General features: G+C 44.9%; 24 protein-coding genes and 1 pseudogene. All 25 read right to left on the bottom strand.

The annotated features are described in order from the left end of the window. Positions 1-177: 177 nt before the first annotated feature. Positions 178-1,302: a galactose ABC transporter substrate-binding protein gene (locus tag CRO04_RS21285; RefSeq protein ID WP_097006258.1), complete on the bottom strand. Its 1,125-nt coding sequence runs from the start codon at positions 1,300-1,302 to the stop codon at positions 178-180. A 194-nt stretch (positions 1,303-1,496) separates the two neighbouring features. After that, on the bottom strand, positions 1,497-2,519 hold the full coding sequence (locus CRO04_RS21280; RefSeq protein WP_097006257.1) for a galactose ABC transporter substrate-binding protein: 1,023 nt from the start codon (positions 2,517-2,519) through the stop codon (positions 1,497-1,499). 14 nt (positions 2,520-2,533) lie between these two features. Next, positions 2,534-3,505, bottom strand: a complete 972-nt coding sequence (locus CRO04_RS21275) for a sugar ABC transporter substrate-binding protein (protein WP_097006256.1) — start codon at positions 3,503-3,505, stop codon at positions 2,534-2,536. Continuing rightward, positions 3,502-5,274, bottom strand: coding sequence for a sensor histidine kinase (locus CRO04_RS21270; protein WP_097006255.1), 1,773 nt, complete (start codon positions 5,272-5,274; stop codon positions 3,502-3,504). Before CRO04_RS21270 ends, CRO04_RS21275 begins: the two co-directional genes overlap by 4 nt. After that, positions 5,274-6,884 (bottom strand): response regulator, encoded by a 1,611-nt coding sequence (locus tag CRO04_RS21265; RefSeq protein ID WP_097006254.1) that lies wholly within the window; start codon positions 6,882-6,884, stop codon positions 5,274-5,276. Before CRO04_RS21265 ends, CRO04_RS21270 begins: the two co-directional genes overlap by 1 nt. A gap of 29 nt (positions 6,885-6,913) precedes the next feature. Then, positions 6,914-7,546 carry a precorrin-8X methylmutase gene (locus tag CRO04_RS21260; protein WP_097006253.1) on the bottom strand — a complete coding sequence of 211 codons (633 nt, stop codon included), beginning with the start codon at positions 7,544-7,546 and terminating at the stop codon, positions 6,914-6,916. Further along, a complete protein-coding gene (locus tag CRO04_RS21255; protein WP_097006252.1) occupies positions 7,539-9,083 on the bottom strand; it encodes a cobyric acid synthase in 1,545 nt (514 codons plus the stop codon). Before CRO04_RS21255 ends, CRO04_RS21260 begins: the two co-directional genes overlap by 8 nt. Before the next feature lie 4 nt (positions 9,084-9,087). Next, on the bottom strand, positions 9,088-10,176 hold the full coding sequence (locus CRO04_RS21250) for a pyridoxal phosphate-dependent aminotransferase (RefSeq protein WP_097006251.1): 1,089 nt from the start codon (positions 10,174-10,176) through the stop codon (positions 9,088-9,090). Between the two features lie 28 nt (positions 10,177-10,204). After that, entirely contained in the window at positions 10,205-11,188 is a 984-nt protein-coding gene (gene cbiB, locus CRO04_RS21245; RefSeq protein WP_097006250.1) for an adenosylcobinamide-phosphate synthase CbiB, read from the bottom strand. A gap of 21 nt (positions 11,189-11,209) precedes the next feature. Further along, positions 11,210-11,599 carry a bifunctional adenosylcobinamide kinase/adenosylcobinamide-phosphate guanylyltransferase gene (locus tag CRO04_RS21240; RefSeq protein WP_097006249.1) on the bottom strand — a complete coding sequence of 130 codons (390 nt, stop codon included), beginning with the start codon at positions 11,597-11,599 and terminating at the stop codon, positions 11,210-11,212. Between the two features lie 22 nt (positions 11,600-11,621). Next, positions 11,622-12,386 carry an adenosylcobinamide-GDP ribazoletransferase gene (locus tag CRO04_RS21235; protein ID WP_097006248.1) on the bottom strand — a complete coding sequence of 255 codons (765 nt, stop codon included), beginning with the start codon at positions 12,384-12,386 and terminating at the stop codon, positions 11,622-11,624. A gap of 189 nt (positions 12,387-12,575) precedes the next feature. Next, positions 12,576-12,623: pseudogene (locus CRO04_RS27320) on the bottom strand (hypothetical protein); the annotation flags it as partial. Between the two features lie 433 nt (positions 12,624-13,056). Then, positions 13,057-14,250, bottom strand: coding sequence for a [FeFe] hydrogenase H-cluster maturation GTPase HydF (gene hydF / locus CRO04_RS21225; RefSeq protein ID WP_097006247.1), 1,194 nt, complete (start codon positions 14,248-14,250; stop codon positions 13,057-13,059). A 33-nt stretch (positions 14,251-14,283) separates the two neighbouring features. Continuing rightward, positions 14,284-15,699, bottom strand: a complete 1,416-nt coding sequence (gene hydG, locus CRO04_RS21220; RefSeq protein WP_097006246.1) for a [FeFe] hydrogenase H-cluster radical SAM maturase HydG — start codon at positions 15,697-15,699, stop codon at positions 14,284-14,286. Between the two features lie 60 nt (positions 15,700-15,759). Then, entirely contained in the window at positions 15,760-16,011 is a 252-nt protein-coding gene (locus tag CRO04_RS21215; RefSeq protein WP_097006245.1) for a TM1266 family iron-only hydrogenase system putative regulator, read from the bottom strand. A gap of 162 nt (positions 16,012-16,173) precedes the next feature. Next, entirely contained in the window at positions 16,174-16,722 is a 549-nt protein-coding gene (locus CRO04_RS21210) for a bifunctional adenosylcobinamide kinase/adenosylcobinamide-phosphate guanylyltransferase (protein WP_097006244.1), read from the bottom strand. Beyond that, positions 16,719-17,801 carry a nicotinate-nucleotide--dimethylbenzimidazole phosphoribosyltransferase gene (cobT, locus tag CRO04_RS21205; RefSeq protein WP_097006243.1) on the bottom strand — a complete coding sequence of 361 codons (1,083 nt, stop codon included), beginning with the start codon at positions 17,799-17,801 and terminating at the stop codon, positions 16,719-16,721. The genes CRO04_RS21210 and cobT overlap by 4 nt, the downstream gene beginning before the upstream one ends. Positions 17,802-17,804: 3 nt before the next feature. Beyond that, positions 17,805-18,347, bottom strand: a complete 543-nt coding sequence (locus CRO04_RS21200) for a GNAT family N-acetyltransferase (protein ID WP_097006242.1) — start codon at positions 18,345-18,347, stop codon at positions 17,805-17,807. After that, on the bottom strand, positions 18,344-19,738 hold the full coding sequence (locus CRO04_RS21195; protein ID WP_242974591.1) for a cobyrinate a,c-diamide synthase: 1,395 nt from the start codon (positions 19,736-19,738) through the stop codon (positions 18,344-18,346). The genes CRO04_RS21200 and CRO04_RS21195 overlap by 4 nt, the downstream gene beginning before the upstream one ends. Next, entirely contained in the window at positions 19,722-20,303 is a 582-nt protein-coding gene (gene cbiT, locus CRO04_RS26915) for a precorrin-6Y C5,15-methyltransferase (decarboxylating) subunit CbiT (protein WP_166432633.1), read from the bottom strand. The genes CRO04_RS21195 and cbiT overlap by 17 nt, the downstream gene beginning before the upstream one ends. 3 nt (positions 20,304-20,306) lie before the next feature. Then, positions 20,307-21,725 carry a precorrin-6A reductase gene (gene cobK / locus CRO04_RS21190; RefSeq protein WP_097006241.1) on the bottom strand — a complete coding sequence of 473 codons (1,419 nt, stop codon included), beginning with the start codon at positions 21,723-21,725 and terminating at the stop codon, positions 20,307-20,309. Further along, entirely contained in the window at positions 21,718-22,458 is a 741-nt protein-coding gene (cobJ, locus tag CRO04_RS21185) for a precorrin-3B C(17)-methyltransferase (protein WP_097006240.1), read from the bottom strand. The genes cobK and cobJ overlap by 8 nt, the downstream gene beginning before the upstream one ends. Continuing rightward, on the bottom strand, positions 22,455-23,492 hold the full coding sequence (locus tag CRO04_RS21180; protein WP_097006239.1) for a cobalt-precorrin 5A hydrolase: 1,038 nt from the start codon (positions 23,490-23,492) through the stop codon (positions 22,455-22,457). Before CRO04_RS21180 ends, cobJ begins: the two co-directional genes overlap by 4 nt. Next, positions 23,489-24,256: a precorrin-4 C(11)-methyltransferase gene (gene cobM / locus CRO04_RS21175; protein ID WP_097006238.1), complete on the bottom strand. Its 768-nt coding sequence runs from the start codon at positions 24,254-24,256 to the stop codon at positions 23,489-23,491. The genes CRO04_RS21180 and cobM overlap by 4 nt, the downstream gene beginning before the upstream one ends. Positions 24,257-24,258: 2 nt before the next feature. Next, positions 24,259-24,936, bottom strand: coding sequence for a precorrin-2 C(20)-methyltransferase (gene cobI / locus CRO04_RS21170; protein ID WP_097006237.1), 678 nt, complete (start codon positions 24,934-24,936; stop codon positions 24,259-24,261). Positions 24,937-24,953: the final 17 nt, after the last annotated feature.

The raw sequence follows: 24,953 nt of genomic DNA, 5'->3' as shown, positions 1-24,953 counted from the left end.
AGGACATAAAGGGATACCCGTAGGGTGTTTCATTCATTCGTCCGCTTTTCAGGACATAAAGGGATACCCGTAGGGTGTTTCATTCATTCGTCCGCTTTTCAGGACATAAAGGGATACCCCTAACTTTTAAAAATCGGGTGTGCCCTGCCGACACACCCGTTTTCCGGCTGCTGGAAATTATTTTAATTTGTCAAGTATTTCCTGAGCATTATCTTTGGTAACCTTAATATAGTCAACCATGTTAACGTTATCAACAGATTCACCCTTTAAATACTTAACAGCCAAATCGCTTGCTGTCTGAGCCTGAGAGAAATGATCATTAAATACGGTACCTGTCTGTTTGTCATCAAGCACGTTCTGTACTGCTTCTGTTAACGCATCTACGCCTACTAAATAAATGTCTTTATTTACGGTACGGCCTGCTGCTTCAATTGCCTGAAGTGCGCCAAGTGCCATTGCATCGTTGTTGCAGAAGATTACTTCGATCTGGTCACCGTACTGTGTCAGAGCATCCTGAGCAATCTGCTGTGCCTTAGCCTGATCCCAGTCACCACGCTGCTCTAAGAGTTCTTTTACCTTCACACCTGCATCAGTCAGTGCTTTTACTGAGAATTCTGTTCTGTACTGTGCATCTACGTTTTCCGGATCGCCCTGGATCATAATATAGTTTACAACGCCGTCTCCGTTGATATCACCCTTATTGGAAGTCTCAAGAATCTCTTCACCCTGATAGGTTCCGGACTGTCTTGCATCACATCCAACATAGGTTGCGTTGATTTTTTCATCTTTCCATCTCTGCTCTTCTTCCGTATCTGGCTCACGGTTAATGTAAACAACAGGAATTCCTGCTTCTTTACACATATCTGTAACTTCCGGAGCTGAGGAAGCCTGAACAAGATTTAAAATAAGTACGTCATATTTCTGAGTAATAAAGTTCTGGATCTGGTTGGTCTGCTCTGCCTGATCGCCCTTACCATCCTGAATTATTACATTCTCCTTCTTAAATCCCAGATCTTCTGTTAAATATCTCTGAAGCTCTGTACGATAAAGTGTCATAAAGTTATCATCGAACTTGTAGATGGATATACCGACTTTCTTGTCAGCTAAATCTCCGCCTACTGCATCCTTTACAGCTTCTGCAGTGGTTTCCGCTGCATTGGACTCTTCCTTTTTTGTATCTGCCGCTGTTGTTGCTGCCTCCGATGCAGCTGTTGTGGCCTTTGAGCTGGAACCGCAGCCTGCCATGGAAAATACCATTGCAGAAGCGAGACCTACTGCTACTACTTTTTTGAGTAATCTCATGATAAATCCTCCCTTATCATTATATAATCGTGTTCGATTGGTACTTTTACCTCATCGACATGCACATTATAGCTTTATTTTGTGCACTATTCCATATAATTTTCTTGGGATATGTATCGATTTTTTTAGATTTTTCATGATACAGCCAATTTTTTTATAGTTTTTTATTGATAAATGACAATTATTCCATTTTCTTATTTGGCGGTCAGGGTATTCTGTTTGCATTCATAATACTTATCCCTGTTCAATTCGACTGTTTCCTGTACATTTTCACCAAGAGCCTCTGCTGCCGCAATCTGAAAAATCACTCCCGCATATTCATCACTATCACATTGTACCGTGCCAAATATTTTTCCTTCCCTCACCCCTTCAATCCCCTGCGGGGTTCCGTCGATTCCAACCACCTTTACGGGCCTGGTATCCCCTTTACGCTCAAGGGCATCTGCTGCCCCCAGTGCCATATCGTCATTGTTGCAGATCACTACCTCAATGTCATACGGATACTCCGTCAGCCATTGCTCCATCCAGGCAGATGCCTGGCTTCTGTCCCAGTTTGCAATCGCACCTGTGATCTTTTCCAGAGGCACGCCGCCATCCTTTAAGGTCTGTATGGACCATTCCGTTCTGATCAGAGAATCCTGATGACTGCTCTCCCCTTCCAGCAGTACATAGCTCACCTTACCGTCTCCGTTTAAGTCAAGGGAAGAGGGGTCGGCTTTATAGGCCTCCACCAGCATATTTCCCTGCAGTGTCGCAGACTCTTTTGCATTCTCTCCTACATAATAAAGCTTCTCCCACCGCCGCATATCCTCCTCCACCGGCTCCCTGTTGAAAAACACCACCGGCAGATCTGCATCCATTGCCTTCCCTATAATATTTGATGCAGCAGAACGATCCACCATATTGACACAGATCGCATCATACCCCAGGGAAATAAAACGGTCCACCTGGCTGTTCTGGGTATTCTGGTTCCCCTTGGCATCCACAATCTCCATTACAACCTTAATACCGGTATCCTTTTCATATACCTTTGCCTTCTCTTCCAGCTTTCCCCTTATGGTATTAATAAACGAATCGTCTCCCCTGTACAAAGTCACTCCGATGCGAACTGCTTTGTTCGCCTCCCTTTTTCCGGATTTATAATTCTGATATGCCCCCGCCAGAACTATCACAATTATAAAAATAACCGCTGCCAGCACTCCATATTTTTTCTTCATTTCTTTTCCCCCATTCAGTCAATCGGATATAAGATTTTTTCGAATTTACTCTCTCTTAAATCTTCTCTTTGGATATAATAAGAATCCAGTACAATCTGTTCTTTCTCAAATCCTCCGTGGACCGACTCAACCGCTTTTTCAATGCTTCTGTACCCCGCATCAAACTGGTCACTTACCACCAGCCCTTTAATCACCCCGTTGTCTAATTGCGTCAAAAGCCTGGTAGTACTGCCTGCTCCGTAAAGACCGTCCACATAATTGCCATAAACCGGACTTCCTGCAATAATTTCCGCTGTTTCATCAAGACTCTTTGCGTCAATTGCTGCAATAATCACTTTTTCACCTCCTGGATATACCAGGCCTTCAATTTCCTTATGAAATGTGTCTTCCATGGTTTTTTTATATAGTTTTACGGTAAAACCGGCATTTTTAAGTTCACTTTCTACCCCTGCACAGACTTCCCGGTTATAACCGCCGTCAATTCCATCCATAAAGATCCAGACCGGCCTGCCAGGAGAGTTCTCTCTGGCAATCGCCTGTCCAAGCATCCGCCCCTCTTCTTCAAAATCCGGAGCAATCCCGCACTTAACCCTCTCATTCGGTATCAGATTGCCAACGATAACAGCGGGACAGTTTAAGACCATGTCATCCATCTTCCGGGCACATTCTTCCGGCTTTACCGGTACTAAAACCACTGCCAGAGCCCCGTCGTTAATTTCTCGTTTTACCAGTTCCAGCTGCTGGTCCTGGTCACCCTTTTCATAAAGTGTGATAAAGCTGACATCAACGTTGTATTCTTCTGCCGCTTTATCCACACCTTTTCTGAAATTTGCAAAATAATCATCGGAGGTATCGCTGATAATTACCGAAACCGGATAAATCTCCGTCTTTTTTTCCTTAATAATTAAATCTGTAGAAGACAGGAGAAACAGGATCACCAGCACTGCCGGCAGAAGAACCCATAAAATTTTTTCCTGTTTTGTCATGTTCTTTTTTCCCTTTCTAAAAAAGAATCATAAGGAACCGCCGGCAGAAGAATGGTAATGGTGGTTCCCTCATCTGGCTCAGAATCAATAGTCAGACCATACCGCTCTCCAAAGTAAAGTTTGATTCTTTCATTTACGTTCTTCACCCCGATTCCGGACCCCTTTGTTGAAGTAACACGCACCTCATCGAAAAAAAGGCTCTGAACCTGTTTCTCCGTCATGCCCAGGCCGTTGTCGGATACCCGGATCACAAGATCTTCTCCTCTGCGCTCTACCGACAAATGAATCTCTCCGTCCCCATCCATAAATTCCATGCCATGATAAATGGCGTTTTCCACCAGGGGCTGAAGGATCAGTTTTAAACTGGTTAATTCCATACATTCTTCCTCTGCCTCAATGTGATAGGAAAATTTATTTTTGAAACGCATGTGCTGGATCATGAGATAACTTCTCACGTGCTCCAGCTCATCCCGGACTGTAATGATGCTTTTCCCTTTGCTTAAGCTGATCCTGAAAAATCTGGCAAGTGCAGTTACCGCCTTAACCGCTTCGTTCTTCTGTTCATTTTCAATCATCCAGACAATAATGTCCAGCGTATTATATAAAAAGTGGGGATTAATCTGTGATTGCAGGGTATCAAATTCCTGTTTCCGTTTGGCTTCATGCTCCGTTACGATATCGTCCATGAGTACACGGATCTGAATTGCCATATTTTTAATGGAATTACACAAATGCTGGATTTCATAAGAGCCTCCGATGGAAACTGCAGTTTCTAAATCCCCTTCTTCCAGGATTCCTACGGATTTTTCCAACTCCTTGATAGGATTTGTTATACGAGATGAGATATAGGAGTTGATCAGTACAAGTACAAATAAAATAAGAGTAATTAAAAATACAATAAAAAGCCTTGTTTTGATGGTATTTAAAGAAACCACACTTTTAGGCGTAACACCGACGATCTTCCAGCCTGTATAGCCAACGGATTTTACCGTTATGATTCTGCTCTCCCCTTCAAAAACCTCACGGTGAATCCCGTCCTTATAGCTGGAGGCCATCTGGTTATTTTCCTTCATTCGTCCCGAATCAATGAGCTGAATCCTGGGGTGATAAAGAATCTCCCCGTCGTTTGCAATTAAATAGACATAACCGCCCTTTCCTGTGGTAACTCCGTCAAACAGATGCTCTAAGCTGGAATAGCTTAAATCCACCAGCAAAACTCCCTGAGTGGTTGATGTTCCTTCTGTAAGTTCCACCGCTCTTGATAAGGATATCACCCACCGGTACTGGTTTTCATTGTTTTCAAATATATACTGGACATGAGGATCAGAAAAATGCTGGTTTTCCGTTTTTTCCAGAGCATTGATAAACCATTTCTCTCCAGTTATGTGAAGGCTTCTTTTCAGTCTTGCTGCAGGTACGGCTTCCACCATCGCGCCGTCCTGGGCAAAAAGGGCTATGTTATCCACATTATCCTTATTGTTATCATACAAAAGGGTAATCTCATTATTAATGGACTGAGAAGAAAGGTCTGCATTCTTCACAGCTCCATAATAAAGAGAATCGGAAAGCTTCATAACTGTCCTTAAATAGGATTCCACAGATCTTGCCACCTGGTTGATCAGACTCTGATTCTCCTCCTGAACCACCTCTGCGACCTGAGAAGAAAGGCGCTGGTATAAAGACAGGGTAATCAAAAGACCTGCGGCAAGCGCTGTTATGGTAAAATATACAAATATAGTATAACGGATGCTGTTATTCTTTTTTTCCATTACCTCACTCCGCGGAATTTGGTTGGTGATACCCCAAATTTCTTTTTAAAAACATAACTGAAATAGTTCTGTTCCTGATACCCAACCTTTGCCGCAATGACATAGGTTTTGTCCTCCGTTTTATTTAACAGTTCCACTGCCTTGTTTAAGCGCAGGTCCGTAAGATAGGCGATATAGGCCTGTCCTGTTTCCTTTTTAAAAAGAGTGGAAAAGTAAGCAGGGCTCATGTGAAGATGGCGGCAGATCATTTCCACGGATAAATCCGGATTCTGATAATGATCCATAATATACTGTTTTGCTTCGTGAATTACCTGTCTTGTGGTAAAATCCCGCTCCTGATTAATTGCCTGGTTGATTTTCTCAGCTACCTTAAAAAGCCAGGACCCGAATTCTCCCTTTTGAATCTTGTCAAAAACAGCCATAGACTCAAAACCCCCGTCCATGATTTCCTCTAAATCCAGATCATGCTGCTGAACCATCTGTATCACACTGTTTAAAACTCTGAACATGTAAACCTGCTGCTGCCTGAAATGTACTTTTGCAGATTCCATCTTCTGAATAACCTGTGTCACAGACGCTTCGATTTTCTCAGACGGACCAAACTTTATGGCAGATATAAGATCCGCTTCTAAAACACTGTCGAATTCCAGCTTGCCGCTTCCTACCGGCTCCATATCATTGATGTAAATAGTATTTCCTTTTCCTGCAATTGCCTTATAGCCGAGAGCATCAATCGCTGACTGATATGCAAATGGGATATTTGATAATTCGCCGCAGCTGTGACCAATTCCTATGGTAACCGGCACCTCCAGTATTCTTTTTGTTTCCTTGCAGATATCTCCGAATACATCGATGAGTCCGGTAATAGAATCTTCATCAAGAGCCACTACCACAACCATCTCTGCTTCTAAAACCGACTGAAACAGTGCAAATCTGCAATACCCTTCCAGTTTATCCCGGATGATCTGCATGACGGAAACAGGAATCAGTTCTTCTTCCCTGTGAAGTGTCAGGGTATCACCCACTTCCCCCCGCTCCACAGCCACAGCAGCTATAATCCATTTCCATGCACCTGCAATGGGAATATCGTATTCTCTCAGCTTCTGCTCCGCAATCTCATTGGACAGATTCTTGTGCACCAGATCATTAAAAAACTGTTCCCTGAAGATCGGAAGACTCTTTCTGTAATTCTCTCTCAGCCTGCTTATATTCCGTTTTTCTTCAATCTCACGGTCAAGATTGCCTTTGATTCTCTTTAAAATAGAAGTCAGCTCTTCCACATTTACAGGCTTTAAAATGTACTCGGTCACATTGAGTTTGATTGCTTTCTGGGCATATTCAAAATCATCATATCCGGAAAAAATCACAACCTTCATGGAAGGGTAGCGCTGGCGTATCTTTTCAGCAAGCACGAGTCCATCCATATATGGCATACGGATATCCGTCAGGACCACATCCGGCTCTAAAACTTCGATCTTTTCAATGGCATCCTCTCCGTTTTCCGCATCACCCACTAATTTAAAACCGGCTGACTGCCATTCAATTTTCTTGATAATGCTTTTTCGTACTTCCTCTTCGTCATCTACTAAAATAATACTGTATAGGTCCATGGTGTTTTCCCCTCTAAGAAACAATGATGTTATGAAATCTGATAAAGCATGGCATTTACGATTGCTGCCGCCACATTGCTTCCCCCTTTTCTTCCTCTTGCCACGATATAAGGTACGTCAGGAAGAGACAGAATCAGCTCCTTGGACGCAGTCACATTAACAAAGCCCACCGGAACGCCGATGATCAGTCTGGGGTTTATCTTTCCTTCCTGTATAAGCTCATAAAGGTGCACAAGGGCTGTGGGAGCATTGCCTATGGCAAAAATGCAGTCGCCCAAAAGCCCGGCAGCCTTATCCATACTGGCATGAGCACGAGTCGTCTGCCTTTTTTTCGCATCCTCTGCCACATCTTCATCAGCCATAAAACAGTGGACACTGCTTCCCACGCGTTCAAGTGCCTTTTTATTAATTCCCGCTTTTCCCATATTGGTATCGGTTATCACCGGAATGCCTGCTTTCAATGCCTCCATCCCCAGTGTTACCGCATGAGGTGAAAATACCAGATTATCTGCATAATCAAAATCTGCAGTTGTATGAATTACACGTTTGATCACCAGTTCCTGTTCCGGGTCCAGTATCTTATCTCCCAGCTCATGGGTGATGATTTCAAAGCTTCTTTTTTCAATTTCCTCGGGTCTCACCCGTTCCAGTTTACTAAACATTTGTTCCTCCGTCGTCATTGGTTAAGCCCATCAGGCGATAAATCCGGTCCATATCCAGGCTTTCCCGCAAAAGGTCCGCCAGCCGGTCATATTGCTTTTCCTTGTATTCCTGATAGCTGATAGTTTTACCTGGCTGGTCCGTCAGCCCTTTTTTCTTTCTCAGCGCTGTTATAATGGTATCCGCAACACCTTCACTGTCAAAGAAACCGTGAATATAGGTACCATAGACGTTTCTTCTCTGGCAGCCATCCATTTTAGCCAGATGGGAGCCTGTCTGACTTTCCATTACATAGGATAAGGGCGGAAGCGCACGCTCCGTCTGTCCCATGTGAATCTCATAGCCTTCGATGTTCATCCCTGACAAATCCTCAAAAATACCATCAACTGCAGTGCACGCACCAGTCACTCTTGTCCTGGTTTTTTCTGCTCCGAATACAGTCCGTACAGGAAGCAGTCCCATCCCCCGTACAGCTGAAAGGCCGGCTAAAGATTCCACTGCCTGCGGATCCATTAACTGTTCCCCAAGCATCTGAAATCCGCCGCATATTCCGAACACAGGAACTCCTGAAGCTTCCAGCTTCACTACCGCTGCCTCCAGTCCATTCTGGCGCATCCAGAGAAGATCCTCTATGGTATTCTTACTTCCAGGCAGTATCACAAGATCCGGTTTTCCAAGATTCGATACCGAATCCACATAACGCAGGGCCGCACAAGGAATTGCAGAGAATACGGAAAAATCAGTGAAATTTGAGATTCTGGGGAAACGGATGACTGCGATTTCCACATCCGTCCACTCTGTTTTTGCAGTTCCTGCCAGATGATTTCCCAGGCTGTCTTCATCTTCTATATCCACATTCATATAAGGAACCACCCCGGCTACGGGTATCTGAAGCCGCTCTTTTATCATGTCAAGTCCCGGTTCTAAAATGGATTTATCCCCGCGGAATTTATTAACAATCAAACCTCCGATTCTGGCCCTCTCTTCCGGTTCTAAAAGCATAACTGTGCCGTAAAGCTGGGCAAATACACCACCGCGGTCAATATCGCCCACCAGCAGTACCGGCGCATCCGCCATCTTAGCCATTCCCATATTGACGATATCTTCCTGCTTTAAATTGATCTCCGCCGGACTTCCAGCACCCTCGATAACGATAATATCATACTCTTTTGCCAACGTATCAAATGCTTTTTTTATCTCCGGTATTAATTTCTTTTTATATACAAAATAATCCTTTGCAGGCATATTGCCAATGGACACACCGTTGACAATCACCTGGGAGCCCGTATCGTTAGTAGGTTTAAGCAGCACCGGGTTCATGGAAGCCACCGGCTTTACGCCTGCTGCCTCAGCCTGAACCACCTGTGCTCTGCCCATCTCCAGTCCTTCCTCTGTTATAAAGGAATTCAGTGCCATATTCTGGGATTTAAAGGGGGAAACCCGGTATCCATCCTGCTTTAATATCCGGCACAGCCCTGCCACAATCAGGCTTTTGCCTGCATTGGACATGGTGCCCTGAATCATGATTGTCTTTGCCATGCTCTCATTCTCCTTCTATCAGTATGGATTTTAATACAGCAAGAAATGCATCATTTTCCTGTCTCTGCTTTACGCAGATCCGGTAATGCGTGCCGTTAAGCCCTCTGTAATTGGAACAGGACCGGATTAATACCTGTTGGTCCAGAAGTTCTTTATATAAAAGCGTTTCCCCAGAAAGGGCACTCTCCCTTAAATCCTTAAAAAACAGGTAGTTTGCCTTAGAATCATAGACTTTAAATCCTAGCTCTGTTAAGTTTTTCTTTAGATATTCCCGTTCCGCTGCAATCAGCTTCCTTGTCTCATTCACATATTCCGTTTCCTTAAGCGCCGCCTCTCCTGCCGCCTGCGCAAGGGAAGAAACACTCCACGGCTGTCGTATGCAGTTCATCTTTTCCAGCGTTTCTTCTCCGGTTGTAATCCCATACCCAAGACGCAGCCCAGCCATGGCGTAAATCTTTGTAAATGCTTTCAGAATAAAAACTTGTTCATAACCGCCTTGTGATATAAGTTCCAGTACAGAATAGTCATTCGGATCATCAAGGAATTCATTGAAACATTCATCTATTACGCAGTATATCCCCATGGTTTTACAGAAATCCAGAAGTGTCTTCATTTCCTCTTTTCCAAGCGTATATCCGGTGGGATTGTTGGGATTGCACAAAAACAGCATCTCTACCCGGTGATCTTCGGATTTCAACCATTCAATTAACTGATGAACGGATAAAGAAAATCCGTCCTCTTCTTTTAAATCATACCACAATATATCTGCTGATACAGTTTCAAGTGCCTGCTCATATTCCAGAAACGAGGGGGCAATTAAAAGTGCCCGTCCGGGTCTTATCACCTGTACAATCTGAAAGATCAGATCCGCCGCCCCATTTCCGCAAATAATGTGTTTTTCAGAAACCTCATGAAACAAGGAAAGCTCTTTCCTCAATTTCCCGCACCGGCTGTCAGGATAACAAAAGCAGGATTCAACCGCCTGCAAAAGTGCCTTCCTGACGCCGGCAGGAAGACCCAGAGGATTGATATTTGCAGAGTAATCCATGGTAACCTGATTGGTATAAATGTCTCCGCCATGCTGATATTCCATCTTTATTTCTCCATTTCAGTAGTATCTTCTAAAGGCTGATCACAAGCAGAATGACAACCGGAATCAGCGCCAGTATGTAGGTAACTGTCATCAGCACATTCGCCCTTGCTATATCTTCATATTCCACTTCTCTCAAAGAATCTCCTATGACAGGCTTTTCATATAAGGTTCCGAAGTACCATGCATTCCCGGCCAGCTCAATCTGAAGTATCCCCGCACAGGCTGATTCGGTCTGGGCGGAATTGGGGCTCTTATGATTAAAACGGTCACGTTTCCAGATCCGATATCCATTTTTCCCACAATAGAAGCTTCCCCTGGAAAACAGCTGGCACAAAAAACCAGCCGCCACCATAAGCAATGCCGAGATACGGGCAGGAATAAAGTTCATCACATCATCAAGCCCGGCGGCACATCGTCCAAACCAGAGATACCGGTCGTTTTTATAGCCTACCATGGAATCCATGGTGTTGACTGCCTTATAAAGAAATACACCGGTTCCGCCAAAGAGGGTCATAAAAATCAACGGCGCAATCACTCCATCGGAAGTATTCTCCGCCACTGTTTCCACCGCTGCCTTGGTGATACCGATATCAGAAAGACTCTTAGTATCCCGGCCTACAATCATGGAAACTGCCTGCCTTGCCTGTTCCGTATCCTTTTTTAAAAATGCATGATATACTTTCATGCTCTCTTTTCTTAAGGAATGCCATGCCATCATCTGGTAACACATGATGCTTTCCACTGCCAGTCCGGCTATGGGGGAAATTCCGTAAGAAACGGAAAGTAACCCAAAAGAAAGTCCGCCTGCAGCTAGAAGTACCAGTACCACAAGCCATACACCAGCCAGTCTTTCCCCTGATACATTTGCCGGGAACCGGGGTCGCATCTTTTTCTCCAGCCAGCTTATCATGTTCCCGATTGCGCAAACAGGATGCCACAAAAATAAGGGGTCCCCAAAACACGCATCCAGAAAACAGCCGACCAACACTGCAGTTATATGATATTTAAACATATGTCAGTCCTTTTTCCTGTTCTATTTAATCCGGTCCGGTATACCACATACCATGCGGTATACTTCGCCGCTGTATTTTGCCAGTTTCACTGCCGCTCTGCCGGCACTCTCCCGCCACGTTCTGTCAAACGGATCTTGGGGCACGATCCCACAGCCAAGCTCATTGATGGTAATCAGTACTTCGGGATTCTTCTCCCGTATATCAGAAATAAATTCATCCGGATCTATATGATCCTTCAAAAGTCTTCTGACATATTCATGGAAATTATGTATGATCCTGCACTCAAACGCTGCCTGATACGGATCAGTCGCCCCTTCTGCCACAGATGCCTTGTCATCCACTTGTGTCTTAGTAAGCTGCAGGGCAAAGGAAAGCTTTCCCTGCCACGCTCCACCGATAATTAACCTCATCTTAATTCCTTCCTGAAACTTTCTATATATTTATATGAGATAGTACTGCCAGCCCCATTACAAGCGTCAATTCCAGGATCTGGAGAAAGTAACCTGCCAGATCTCCTGTAATTCCTCCAAATTCCCGTTTTGACATCCGGTAATAATAAAAAAACACCGTAGTTGATATGGCAAATATCAGGAAAGCAGTCTCACCTCCCGCTGAAAGCCAGACTCCAGACAGGGAAATGAAAAGATAAAGAACCATAACAATACCAACCACTTTTTTTTGAGCTGCATCAGAAAAAGCTGCTGCCAGCCCGCTTTTTTTCGCCATGGGAAAGGTGACAACAGACAGACCGCTTAAGGCTCTGGTTATCACAAATATCATGCAATATGCCGGAATCATATCAGGCTTTAATTCCATAAAAAAAGCCAGATATAGAAGGAAATACATCCCGCATCCAATAATTGCAAATGCTCCGGTATGTGGATCTTTTAATATCTCCAGCTTTTTTTCTGTCTCACCATGGGAGGATTTTGCATCAATTACATCTAACAATCCATCCATATGAATTCCCCCTGTAACCAGCACAGGGATCACAACAGGGAGGATTTGTTCTAAAAAAGAAAATCCCAGAACACGAAACAGATAAATAGCACCATACTCAAATAAACCGATCACCGCTCCAATCAACGGAAAAAAGCACATGGTATACTTCATCCGTTCCTTCGTCCATGAAACCTGGGGCACAGGGATCCGGGAATACATGGAGAATGCAATCATCATACTGCCTAAAAGATTCATGATCCAGCCCCCTTCTAATTAAAATTTCCATTCTTCTTTCAACAACCCGTATTCAAAGGTATCCTGCCAGATTGGATTATCATTCTCATCTGTAAAAAAATAAATATTTTTCAAAAGAGTCCCCTCTCTTCGAAATCCCAAACGTTCCAAAAGCTTCCATGACGCCTGATTCTCAGGATTACACATGGATACGATACGCCTTGCTCCCAGTCTGGAGTACGCATGTGAAATAAGTGCAGAAGTGCTTTCAAACGCATAGCCTTTCCCCCAATAGTCACAATGAAATACCGTATAATCAAACGTTCTGTCTCAATTCTCATTCAGTATACTCCTCGGTCATAAATCTTATCAAAATTTATAATATCATAAATACTGATAAATTGTTATTCTTTTCCTTTTTCTTTTTTTATGATAAACTTATACCAAAGATGAGTATGCAGATGGCTGGAGAAAAAGGAATATGAACAACTTCGTCATCCTTATAAACTGCTGTTTGAATACGATAAAATCACGTTTGACGCACACGCCGTGCATTCCACTATGACCTGTCAGAAAAAGCGCGCATTCAGACAGCTTTTATCCTCTCATATAAAAACCTCTTAATACACACAGGCTGCCGCATCCCCAGACACAATGTCCTTCGATGCGGCAGCCTTATTAATCCATCTGCCTAGATCAGTTTTTCCAGATCCGGAAGCACTTCTAAGCTTCTCTTTAATATTCCCTTCATATAAGCAATGGCAGTTCCATAGTTGGTAAATGGCACTCCTGCATCCGCTGCTGTCTTTCTGCGGTATTCCATCTCCCTCTCGTTTAACATACAGCTGCCGCAGTGAATAATCAGCTGATAGCCGGAAAGTTCCTCCGGAAATTCCCTGCCGGAAGAAGTCTCAATCACCAGCTCTTTTCCCGTAAACTCTTTCAGCCACCGGGGAAGCTTTACAGTACCGATGTCATCACACTGTCTGTGGTGGGTGCAGCCTTCTGATATGAGAACTCTGTCTCCATCCTTTAACTTACTGATTGCTGCCACCCCTTTGATTGCATCCTCCAAAAAGCCTTTATATCTTGCCATCAGAATGGAGAATGAAGTCAGAAGAATATCATCCGGCGTGTCCTTATTCACCTGTTCAAACGCCTGGCTGTCTGTTATAACAAGATAAGGCTTCGTTCCCAGCTTTTCAATGGTGTGTTTTAATTCCGTATCTCGGACAGAGATAGCAACAGCGCCAGCCTCTAAGATATCTCTCATGGTCTGCTGCTGGGGCAGAATGATTCTCCCCTTTGGAGCTGCAGAATCAATGGGAATAACCAGAATAACAAGATCACAGGGTTTTAGTAAGTCCCCTACAATCCGCATCTTCATATCTCCGGTGTTGACCAGACTTCCGATCCGCTCCTTCAGTTCATGAATGTGATACCCGTTCTGGGCGCTTACGGATAAGCCGTCTGCATATTCTCCGTCTCCTGCAAGATCAGACTTATTGTAAGCAACTACGTAAGGAATTTTCTTTTCTGTAAATAAGCCGATCAGCTGCTCATCCACTTGCGTTTTTCCAGCGGTACCATCCACAACCAGTACTGCACAGTCCACCCGGTTTAAGATCTGCTTTGTCTTACGCACCCGCATCTCTCCCAGTGCACCTTCATCATCAAATCCCGGTGTATCGATAATTACTACCGGTCCCATGGGAAGAAGTTCCATGGATTTATGAACGGGATCTGTTGTGGTTCCCTTAATATCCGATACTACAGACAGTTCCTGCCCTGTTACTGCATTGACAACACTTGATTTTCCTGCATTGCGGCGGCCAAAAAAGCCAATGTGAATTCTTTCAGATGACGGCGTCTCATTTAATCCCATATTGTTCTCCTCTTTTCAGTCGTCAATAGTATATCAGAACCGGAAATCCCGGATTCCAGCTTCAATTTTCTCCAGATGATCTTCACAGATCAAACGTACCTTTTCTTTCGGTATATTGTTTAATTCCGCTGCAATTAACGCCTCTCCCACTTTCTTTGTATCCTCGGAAGCATAATCCATTAAATATTCCTTTAATGTCATAAGCGCATTGGGCTGGCAGCAGTTCTGGATCTGACCGCTTTTGCAAAGACTCATGAAACGGTCGCCGGTCCTGCCTTCCCTATAGCAAGCCGTACAGAAGGAGGGGATATAGCCTAAGTCCATCAGCCAGTGAACCACTTCATCAAGGGTTCTCTGGTCTGATACGTCAAACTGCTCAGTTTCCGTAGGGCGCACCTCTTCCTCATAACCGCCCACACTGGTTCTGGAGCCGCCGCTGATCTGGGATACACCGAGTCGGATCACCTTCTCCCTAACGCTCTGGCTTTCTCTTGTGGATACGATCATGCCCGTGTATGGAACGCAGACGCGGATCAGTGCACACAGCTTGGCAAATATCTCGTCGTCGATGCCATTGGAAAAAGCATTGGGATCAATATCATCAGCACTCTTAATACGGGGAACGCTGATGGTATGGGGACCTACTCCATGAACTGCCTCTAAATGCTCCGCATGCATGAGCAGACCGGCAAACTCATATTTGTAACGTTCCAGTCCGAAGAGCACTCCGATTCCTACATCATCGATACCGCCCTGCATAGCCCGGTCCATCGCTTCGGTATGGTAAGCATAATCGTGTTTGGGGCCAGTTGGATGAAGACTTTCATAGCTTTCCTTATGATAGGTTTCCTGGAATAAAATATAGGTTCCGATTCCAGCATCCTTCAGTTTCCTGTAATTTTCCACTGTTGTTGCAGCGATGTTGACATTCACTCTGCGGATGGCACCGTTCTTGTGCTTGATGGAATAGATGGTGTCAATGCATTCCAGTATATACTCAATCGGGTTATTGACCGGATCTTCTCCTGCTTCAAGAGCAAGACGTTTATGCCCCATATCCTGAAGGGCAATCACTTCTCTGGCCACTTCTTCCTGAGTCAGTTTCTTTCTTGCAATATGTTTATTTTTTAAATGATAGGGACAATAGGTACAGCCATTTACACAGTAATTGGACAGATAGAGCGGCGCAAACATCACGATACGGCTTCCGTAGAACTTCTTTTTGATCTGCTCTGCCAGGTTATAAAGTTCCTGGATCTTCTCCGGTATATCACAGGCCAAAAGAACGGAAGCTTCCCTGTGGGTAAGCCCCTTTAATTCTCTGGCTTTTGCAATAATCTGATCAATCAGCTCCACATTATCTTTGTTTTGTTCCGCATAATCAAGAGTTTCTAGAATTTCTTCATGAGAAATGAATTCTTCCGCTTTCAGCGATTTTGGATCATACATAGTAATTCATCCTTTCTTTTGGGTCAGCTGCTGCTTTCCCGTCAGTGATTATTTGTGCTTCTAAGCATTCACATTCTGATAGGCTGTTTTGGAACTGATCCCGCTTAACTTTCCAATCTTTCCAGTCAGAGCGGAAATAGTGTTTTGAGGAGCATCCACCGCAATACTGATGACACTCACTCCCTTTTTGGGATATGGAATACCCATACGTCCGATGATGAAATGCCGGTATTCATGAAGAATATCATTTAAAATTTCCACAGAATCTTCTTCTTCCACTACAATACCGATCACAGCAATTCTTGTTTCCATGCTTCTTCCCCTCTTTCCCTTTATCTTTGAAAATAGGAAAGCCGCGCCCAAAAAGGCGCGGCAAACATACAATTCCTCAAATGCCGAACCTTCTACCTCAAAACTGGTTTTTGGTATCAGGATGCTACTATGTTATAAATATAACATACATGAGGATTTTTTTCAATTAATTCCTTCTTTTACTTTGATGGGGATCCCTGCCACTACTTCCACCACCATATGAGCCCTTTTGGCTGCAAGCTGATTGATGCTTCCCAAAACCTGACGATAATCATTGGTTTGGGGACTGTAATGATCTCCATCAGAAAATACCTCATTGGTTACGATAACCAGATGCTCACTCTGGTTCTCTAAGTTTAAGATTCCTTTTATAATTTCTTCCACAGCAGTTTCTTTATTAAGAGCCGGTGCGTCCCCAGCCTCCCACAAACCAAACAGTTCGTTGGAAACCAGATTGGACATGCATTCCAGAAGAACAACCGAAGGTCTGTTTCCCAGTTCCAGTTTTTTTAAACTGCGGTAGCATTCCACAGTCTCAAACTGTTTTTTCTCCCGCATTTTCCTGTGTTTTATAATTCTGTTTCTGCACTCCTCATCCCATGGTTTCATAGTGGCAATGTAAACCCGCCTGTCTACTCCCAAAGAAATCGAAAGATTTTCCGCATATTCGGATTTTCCGCTGCCGCTTCCACCGATTATAAGGACAGTCATGACTGATCCTCCATAGGCTTATAAGCCTCGATCTCGATATCCTCAAAGGAGCTCATGGTTCCATATACATCCGCCGCCATTTGAAGCAGCGGAACTGCTGCAATCGCTCCCGTTCCTTCACCCAGACACATGCCGGCCTGTATGAGAGGAGGAAGCCCCAGCTCTTCAAGAAGAATATGTCCTGCCGGTTCTGCAGACACATGGGAAGCAATCATAAAATCCCTGCACCCCGGATAGATCCGTTCTGCCAGAAGAGCTGCAACTGCTGATATAAAGCCGTCTAACAGCACAGGAATCCGGTAAATGGCTCCCCCTAAAAATACTCCCGTCATACCAGCCAGATCAAAACCGCCCACTGCTGACAGTATATCAATTTCATCCCGGCAATTGGGGCCGTATTCAGCCACTGCGTCCTGAATCACCTTCAGCTTCTGTTTCAGACCTGCATCATTTAACCCGGCACCCCTTCCGGTCAGCCGTATAGCGTCCTGCTTTAACAAAAGTGCTGCAACTGCACTGCTGGTAGTTGTATTTCCAATTCCCATCTCTCCGGTTGCTGCCAGATCATACCCATTTTCTGAGAGTTCACCCATAAGTTCTATTCCAGCTAAGACTGCCCGGACAGCTTCATCTCTTGTCATTGCTTTCATTTTTCGGAAATTCTTTGTTCCATACGCGATCTTTCTATTGATCAGAGGATGGCAGGAGCCGGAGACCAGATCTCTTGCAACTCCCATATCAACCGGAAACACATCCACACCGGCCCGTCTTGCCATAATACACACGCTGCTGTTGCCTCTTGTCATATTTTCAGCAACTACTGCAGTGACTTCCATTCCGGTCTGAGTGACGCCCTCTTCTACGATTCCGTTATCTGCACAAAGAATCAGAAGCCCTAGTTTTTGTAAGGATACGAGAGAACTCCCCCTGATTCCTGCTATTTTTATGATATCTTCTTCCAAAACCCCCAGGCTGTTTAAGGGCTTCGCTACATGAGCCCAGCGCAGGCGTGCTGTATCCATTGCCGTTTTATCAGGCGGCTGTATCCCTGACAGATACTCCTTCAGTTCCTCATTCATTTTCTATGCCTTTCCAGTTAAATCCTTTTCATAAAGTTCAAACCAGGGAATTCCATATTCACCGTAGCCTAAATCTGCCTTTCCTGCAAAACAGTAGCCAAGCTTTTTGTAAAGCTTGATAGCAGGCGTATTCTTTTCATTTACATCAAGACGGATTACAGCTCTTTTCTGTTCCCTGGCTTTCTCCTCCGCAAACTCCAGCATTTTTTTTCCAAACCCTCTTCCAAGGAAATCAGGATGCACTAAAAATGTATGGATTACTGCTACTTCCTCTGGTTTCGCTTCCTGTTTCCATGCTATCGTTTCATATCCTTTTTCCTGAGACTGGTTGATAATCACGGATCCTGCTGCTTTACCATCCGCCCAAAGCACGTAAAGAGTTCCCTTTTCCACACCATCCTGTGCATTCTCTTTAACAGGGTAAACTCCTTTTATCCATCCCGGATAATTGATATGACTTTCCAAATAATCATTCACTGCATTATAAAGGTCTGTAATCTGCTCAATATCCTCTGGATTCCCCTGCAGTATTTCAAATTCCTTCATAGGTTTTTCCTCTTCTGTTTCATAACCTGTCTGCATGCTTCTAAATATCTTTCCGGAATACCTGGATTTGAGGGGTAATAAAAATGGGGAAAACCTGCCATTACATTGCCTTGCGCCAGTACACAATCCCATTTCATATTCCGGCCAGGTTTACGTGCCTCCATCTGTTCGCCGTTATTTGTACTGTCCCAGTAATGAAATTCATGCCCTCTGACAGACTCTCCCTTTTTAAGAAACGGCGAATCTACCTTCGCTGTTGCTTCTATGTATCCAAACCGTTTTAATTTCCCTGCTGGAAAGCCCCTTCCCTGAATGACACCTGCCATCTGGTAAACTTCATGTTCCTCTGATTCCAGCTCCTCATGAAGATAGAGAAAACCACCGCATTCAGCCAGAATGGGGATCTTGTTCCTGTTGGCAGCCCTGATTTCCCGCAGCATATCCTGATTCTCAGACAGCTGTTTTAAATAAAGTTCCGGGTATCCTCCACCCAGTATAAGCCCACAGATTCCATACGGCAGACGGCTGTCTCTGAGCGGACTGAACGGGATCAGTTCTGCCCCCATCTCTTCTAACAGCTTTCTGTTTTCCTGATAATAAAAACAGAAAGCCTCATCAACGGCGATTCCCACCGGTACTTTCTCACTGGTAACTGTTAAATTTTCTTTCCTGTTACTTTCAGATTCAAAAGAAAGTACAGGGGCAGTTTCTGATAATTCAAGGAGTCCGTCTATGTCAACTGTCTCTTCCATTTTATAAGCCAGTTTTTTTAATTTGTCCTTCAGCCCTTCCACTTCACCAGGAAGTTTAAGCCCTAAATGGCGGCTGGAAAAATCTGCCTCATCGCATTGGGGAAGATATCCGAAAACACGGATTCCCAGGGCTTTAATCTGAGGAGTTAACCGCTCTGCCATTACCGGTGATATTCTGTTTAAAATCACTCCCTCAATACGGCTGTCTTTTCTGTACTCCAGAAAACCTTTTAAAACAGCGGCAAGAGACAGACTGGAGCCTCTGCAGTCAAGGATAAGCACCACCGGCGCTTCCACTGCGCAGGCCACTTCATAGGAACTTGCCCAGGTACTGTCTCCCCCCATTCCATCATAGTAACCCATAACTCCCTCTATGACAGAGATCTCTGTCTCCTCCGACTCCCTTATTAAAAGTTCTCTCACCGATTTTGTATCCAGAAAAAATGTATCCAGATTTCCTCCGTCTATGCCAAGAACAGCCTTATGGAACATGGGATCAATATAATCTGGTCCGCATTTAAAGGAGCGGCAGGTAATGTCTCTTAATAAAAATGCCTGCAAAAGCCCGCAGGTAATCATGGTTTTTCCGCTGCCGCTTTTCGGCGCAGCAAGCATGATCCGCTTATTCCCCTGTCTCAAAAGATATTCCTCCTTCCCCTCCGAAGGAAATGATATAGACCGGATTCTGGCCCATCATCATATGATAACTGCCTGCTGTTTTTGCTCTTGAAACCTGCATCTGAACAATCTCTGCTTCTATAGAATGCTTTTTCAGCCACAGAAGCATATCAGTTAAAGATTCCAGGGCAATGAAATTAGCAACAACCCTGACATTCGGATTCTCCCTTAATACCAGATCTAAAACTTCTTCCAGATTTCCGGAAGTCCCTCCCAGGAATACGTGAGTGGCTGTTTCAAGACCGGACAAGGCATCTGGAGCTGTTCCTTTTACCACGGTGATACAATCCGCGTTAAACTTCTTTCTATTGGCTTCTATCAGTTCCTGGGCTTCCGGCTTCTTTTCCACAGCAAAAACTTTTCCGTTAGTCAAGTACACGGATGCCTCAACAGATACCGAACCCGTTCCCGCTCCGATATCATAAAGAATGGAATCCGGGTCCAGTTCCAGTTTGGATATACAGACGGCCCGGACCTCACTTTTCGTCATGGGAACATCGCCCCGGATAAACAATTCATCTCTCATTTATTACCTCTCAATCAATACCACAGACAGGATATCAAACCTCTGATTCTTAAGCGTCCCGGGCGTTCCTCTGGTGATCCGTTCGTCTTCGTAGGATAACCGTTCTCCTACAGACAGCCGGGCATCTTCATACCCATTCTCCTCTAAAAGACTGCACAGCGCACTTACGGAATTACGTTTATCCAGCAGGGCGAAAATTCTTTGATTACTTTTCAATTCTTTCAGAAGATCCCATTCTCTGCCATGAAGGCTGATCAGCCGGACATTCTCCCAGCCGGTCTTAAGTCTGGCGCATAAATAGGATACGGAAGAGATCCCTGGAAGAATCTCCGTTTCATACAGTTCACAATACGGTTCCTCTAAAAGAGCAGCAGCCATTTTTTCCGCACCGCTGTAAAAACCGGCATCACCGGAGAAAAGAACTGCAATCCTCTTATAATCCCCGTGTTCATTTAGCCAGGGAAGGATATCCTTACTTAAATAATAAGGCAGCTTTAATACATCCGGGCTTAAGTCTCCCATATCATGAAGAATTCGTTCAGCCCCGAATACCACCTGGCAGTTTTGCAAAGTCTTTAAGGCTTTTACCGTCATCTGCTCCAGTCCGCCCATTCCGGTTCCTATTAAATAAATAGCTCCTTTGCAAGAAGATGTCTTTGCCGGTTTCCTGCTGATTAAAATCTCCTTTGCTTCCTCTAAGCCCACACCCTCTTCGTTAATAGGGCGTCCTATTACAACCGTTGTTATTTCACAGGAAGCAGCAGCCTGCAGTTTTTCTAAAAAACCTCCCGCATGGCCGGCTTCCTTTGTAACGAGAAAACGAATATCATACTGCCGGATCATCGCCCGGTTAAGCTCTTCGGAAAATGGTCCCTGCATACCAATAATTCTGTTTCCCTTAAATCCCATCTGCTCACAGGCAGTCAGTACGGATACTGCCGGAAGAACCCTGGCATATACCCGTTCTTCCCAGCCTTCCATGGTTGTATAGCATTCAAGCTCCTTGCTTCCTGTCGTAGCCAGCACATTGCCTGTATTCTGATTTAAAAAGCGGATGGCCTCCTTCATGGAATCCACCCATACCACATGTTCTCCACCGCTGCTGCCTTTTAGTGACTCCCTGAGTATCCTTAATCGTTTCGTCCCTGAAGCAGTGCATGCATGAAGAATATTCCGGCTTACTTCTGCAGCATACGGATGCGTGGCATCCAGTACCAGAGAAATTTCATTTTCCCTGATAAAGACTTCCATTTCTTTCGCATCCATGGGGGTATCGTGAATACGGAGAAACGGGCTTTCCAAAAGCATCCTCTTCCCATATCCGGTGGCAACGCTGACCCATGCCCCGACCTGGTTTTCATGACAGAATTCAGCCAGAAGCCGCCCTTCTGTCGTACCTCCGAAAATCAAGATTTTACACATTTTTATATCCTCTCGGTGTGACCATTCGTCCGTTTATCTCACTGGTCATGGAATTTCCTATGTAAACGGTAGTAAACATATCCACCCTGGTATCTTTCAGCTGTAAAAGAGATAAAACCTCCATCTCTTCTCCGTCTCTGCCAATGTTTCTGACAAGTCCGCATACCGTCTCCGGTTTCTGGTACTGCAGCACGATTTCACAGGCATGTTTCAGATAATCCGCCCGTTTTTTACTGGACGGGTTGTAAAGACAGATGACCATATCGCAAAGGGCAGAATTCTTAAGTCTGTCTTCAATCAGTTCCATCGGCGTAAGAAGATCGCTTAAGCTGATTACGGCGAAATCATGCCCCAGAGGTGCACCAAGCACCGCACCTCCGCTGAGTGCTGCTGTGACACCGGGAATCATTTCTATGTCCAGATCCTGTGCATCTTCTGCCAGCTGAAGAATAAGTCCGCTCATTCCGTATACACCAGAATCCCCGCTGCAGACCATGGCAACCCGTTTTCCTTTCTTTGCTTCTGAAATTGCCATCTGGCACCGTTCCTGCTCCTGCCGCATGGGGGTAGTGAGCATCTCCTTCTCCGGAAAATGTTCCCGTAAAAGATCTACATACACGGTATATCCAACAATTATCTCACTATCTTTTATCGCATTGACTGCCCTGACAGTCATATCCTCGTACGAACCCGGACCGATCCCTACCACATATAATTTACCTGTTGTTTTCATAACTTTACCTTCCAATCCCTGACGGCAGCCGCAACTGTCACGCCGGCAGCCACTTCTTTTTTGACAATCAGTTTTCCGCCCCCCAGTTCCTTTACACAGCAAAGTGCCGCCCGTTCACACACATTGTCCACACCTGTGATCTGCTTTACAAATGGAGAGGGAGTAAATTCCCCCTCTGTTTCAGCAAGGATTTCTGCCGGATATGTATAGAAAGGAATTCCTGTCTCTGCAGCAAATGCACAGATTCCTTCTTCCTCTTTCTTTAAATCAATACTTGCACACCCTGCGATGGCAAGCGGGGATAAATGATATTTATTTATAACCCGTGATACCCCATCCCGAATTGCTGTTACAGACGTTCCTTTCCTGCATCCGATCCCCAGAATCACAATTTTGGGGATAAGCCTGAGCAAATGATCTGTTTTCCCCTTCTCCGGCAGATCTTTTATTGTAATAAAAAGACCGGTATCTGCCTCTGCCTCCAGGCATAATTCCTCCGGCAGCGTACCTTCAATTGGGAAGTCACTGTAAAAGCCAACCGTCTCTTCCCTTAAAACAGCAGCAGACACCATTTTTACCTTCTTAAGGTCTGTAATGGCAAGCCCCATCCTTTTTGCAAATAAATCAGCCGCAAATTTTCCATGTACATCGGTAGCCGTTGTAATTACTGCCTGGCCCCCGGTAACCGCAGCAGCACGTCCAGCCAGTTCATTGGCTCCCCCCAGATGCCCGGAAAGTACAGAAATGCAAAATTTTCCTTCATCGTCCAGCACCACCACTGCAGGATCGACTGCTTTCCCTTTTAAATACGGGGCAATGGATCGGACCGCAATACCCATGGCACCGATAAACACGATTCCGTCTTTTTCAAGAAACTGTTTCTTTGTCCACTCTCCCAAAGACGTTGTGACAGGCTTAAGTCCCTGCCCTTTTCCATAACCTTCTATCAAATCTCCTTCTTTTAACAAGCCTTCCATCAGCCTGCATGCAGTCCGGGCTCCTGCCTGGGTAAAGCATATGACAGCAAGTTTCATACCGTCTCCCCGGTTCCCTTCCGGTACTCCGTTGTGAAGGAAGGATCATAAAGAAGGGAGCGTTTGTAGTCGCTTTGAGACACAGCATCTCCTACCAGAATCAGTGCTGTTTTTCGTATCTGCTCCCTTTTAGCACATTCCTGCAGGGTCTCTACCGTACAAACCACCGTCTTTTCTTCCGGCCAGGTTGCCTTATAGCAGATTGCTGCCGGCGTCTTCGGTGAATATCCGCCCCTGACAAGTTCTTCTGAAAGTTCTTTAAGCATCCCTGTACTTAAAAAAATCACCATAGTCGCACCATGGGCGGCAAAAGAAGCGATAGATTCCCGTTCCGGTACCGGTGTACGCCCCGCCATCCTGGTAATCACCACGCTCTGTGTTACATCCGGAAGGGTATATTCCATCTTTAGGGCAGACGCAGCTCCGCAAAACGAACTGACTCCCGGACAGACTTCATAAGAAATCCCCCTTTTTAAAAGCTCATCCATCTGTTCTCTGATTGCTCCGTATATACAGGGATCACCGGTATGAAGACGGACCGTCGTCTCTCCTCCTGCCTCCGCCTGCACCATCACTTCTATTACCTCTTCCAGTGTCATCTTCGCACTGTCATAAACAGCACAATCTGTCTTTTTGTAATTCAAAAGAGCCGGATTAACCAGAGAACCTGCATAAATAATTACATCTGCATTTTCTAAAAGCTCTTTCCCTCTTACTGTTATTAAATCCGGTGATCCCGGACCTGCTCCAACTATATGTACCATCACTACCTCACTATAATCAATGAATAATAACCTGCTTCGTCTGGAATCTCTGAAAGAGAATGACAGACCCGTTCCTCTGGCATGCCGCAGTTCTCCACCATAACAGCCTCTAAACCACTGGTCCTTAACTCTTCCTTAACCGCCTTCATCTGTCTCCCTGCTTTCATAAGAACCTTTACACCGGAAAGCTTCAGCGCATCTTTAATCTGATAAGAGGCCGGAATAATGTGAAGTTCCTGCGCTCCGGTGACAAGAGGAATACCAAGCCTGGCAGCTGCGGCGCAAAATGAGGGAACCCCGCTGTCCAGCCGGGTTGCATAGCCTTCCTCCCAAAGTCTGTTTAACAGATAGCTGCAGGTGGAATAAATAGCAACATCGCCAAGTGTAATAAATCCTACATTTTCCCCTCTGTCCAGCCGTTCCATCACTGCTTTCGCAGCCAGGTCATGGCTCTCTTTTAGAATCTTCTTATCTTTTGTCATGGGCATAGGCAGATACAGACATTCCTTTTCCTCTATTTCCGGAACTGCCGCTTTTGCAATCTGATATGCAGTACAAATACTTTTATCGGTGTGAGGGATGGCAATCACATCCACTTCCCGGATTCTGCGGACTGCCTTTAAAGTCATCAATTCCGGATCTCCCGGACCTACTCCAATGCCATACATGATCCCAGCCATTTATTATCCTCCTGAAC

The sequence above is a fragment of the Lacrimispora amygdalina genome, from assembly GCF_900205965.1.
In the GTDB taxonomy this organism is placed as follows: Bacteria; Bacillota; Clostridia; order Lachnospirales; family Lachnospiraceae; genus Lacrimispora; species Lacrimispora amygdalina_A.
This window is presented reverse-complemented; position numbering and strand designations above follow the sequence as displayed.

Coding starts and splice junctions, on each gene's coding strand:
- CRO04_RS21250 (WP_097006251.1), bottom strand. CDS start 10,176: ATGGAATATCAGCATGGCGGAGACATTTATACCAATCAGGTTACCATG.
- CRO04_RS21255 (WP_097006252.1), bottom strand. CDS start 9,083: ATGGCAAAGACAATCATGATTCAGGGCACCATGTCCAATGCAGGCAAA.
- CRO04_RS21235 (WP_097006248.1), bottom strand. CDS start 12,386: ATGAATCTTTTAGGCAGTATGATGATTGCATTCTCCATGTATTCCCGG.
- cobK (WP_097006241.1), bottom strand. CDS start 21,725: ATGTGTAAAATCTTGATTTTCGGAGGTACGACAGAAGGGCGGCTTCTG.
- CRO04_RS21210 (WP_097006244.1), bottom strand. CDS start 16,722: ATGACTGTCCTTATAATCGGTGGAAGCGGCAGCGGAAAATCCGAATAT.
- cobI (WP_097006237.1), bottom strand. CDS start 24,936: ATGGCTGGGATCATGTATGGCATTGGAGTAGGTCCGGGAGATCCGGAA.
- CRO04_RS21180 (WP_097006239.1), bottom strand. CDS start 23,492: ATGAAACTTGCTGTCATATGCTTTACCCAGGCAGGAGCCCGGACTGCA.
- cobT (WP_097006243.1), bottom strand. CDS start 17,801: ATGAATGAGGAACTGAAGGAGTATCTGTCAGGGATACAGCCGCCTGAT.
- CRO04_RS21215 (WP_097006245.1), bottom strand. CDS start 16,011: ATGGAAACAAGAATTGCTGTGATCGGTATTGTAGTGGAAGAAGAAGAT.
- cobM (WP_097006238.1), bottom strand. CDS start 24,256: ATGGTACATATAGTTGGAGCAGGTCCGGGATCACCGGATTTAATAACA.
- cbiT (WP_166432633.1), bottom strand. CDS start 20,303: ATGAGAGATGAATTGTTTATCCGGGGCGATGTTCCCATGACGAAAAGT.
- CRO04_RS21275 (WP_097006256.1), bottom strand. CDS start 3,505: ATGACAAAACAGGAAAAAATTTTATGGGTTCTTCTGCCGGCAGTGCTG.
- CRO04_RS21265 (WP_097006254.1), bottom strand. CDS start 6,884: ATGGACCTATACAGTATTATTTTAGTAGATGACGAAGAGGAAGTACGA.
- CRO04_RS21285 (WP_097006258.1), bottom strand. CDS start 1,302: ATGAGATTACTCAAAAAAGTAGTAGCAGTAGGTCTCGCTTCTGCAATG.
- CRO04_RS21240 (WP_097006249.1), bottom strand. CDS start 11,599: ATGAGGTTAATTATCGGTGGAGCGTGGCAGGGAAAGCTTTCCTTTGCC.
- CRO04_RS21260 (WP_097006253.1), bottom strand. CDS start 7,546: ATGTTTAGTAAACTGGAACGGGTGAGACCCGAGGAAATTGAAAAAAGA.
- CRO04_RS21280 (WP_097006257.1), bottom strand. CDS start 2,519: ATGAAGAAAAAATATGGAGTGCTGGCAGCGGTTATTTTTATAATTGTG.
- hydG (WP_097006246.1), bottom strand. CDS start 15,699: ATGTATGATCCAAAATCGCTGAAAGCGGAAGAATTCATTTCTCATGAA.
- cobJ (WP_097006240.1), bottom strand. CDS start 22,458: ATGAAAACAACAGGTAAATTATATGTGGTAGGGATCGGTCCGGGTTCG.
- CRO04_RS21270 (WP_097006255.1), bottom strand. CDS start 5,274: ATGGAAAAAAAGAATAACAGCATCCGTTATACTATATTTGTATATTTT.
- CRO04_RS21200 (WP_097006242.1), bottom strand. CDS start 18,347: ATGAAGGAATTTGAAATACTGCAGGGGAATCCAGAGGATATTGAGCAG.
- hydF (WP_097006247.1), bottom strand. CDS start 14,250: ATGGGATTAAATGAGACGCCGTCATCTGAAAGAATTCACATTGGCTTT.
- cbiB (WP_097006250.1), bottom strand. CDS start 11,188: ATGTTTAAATATCATATAACTGCAGTGTTGGTCGGCTGTTTTCTGGAT.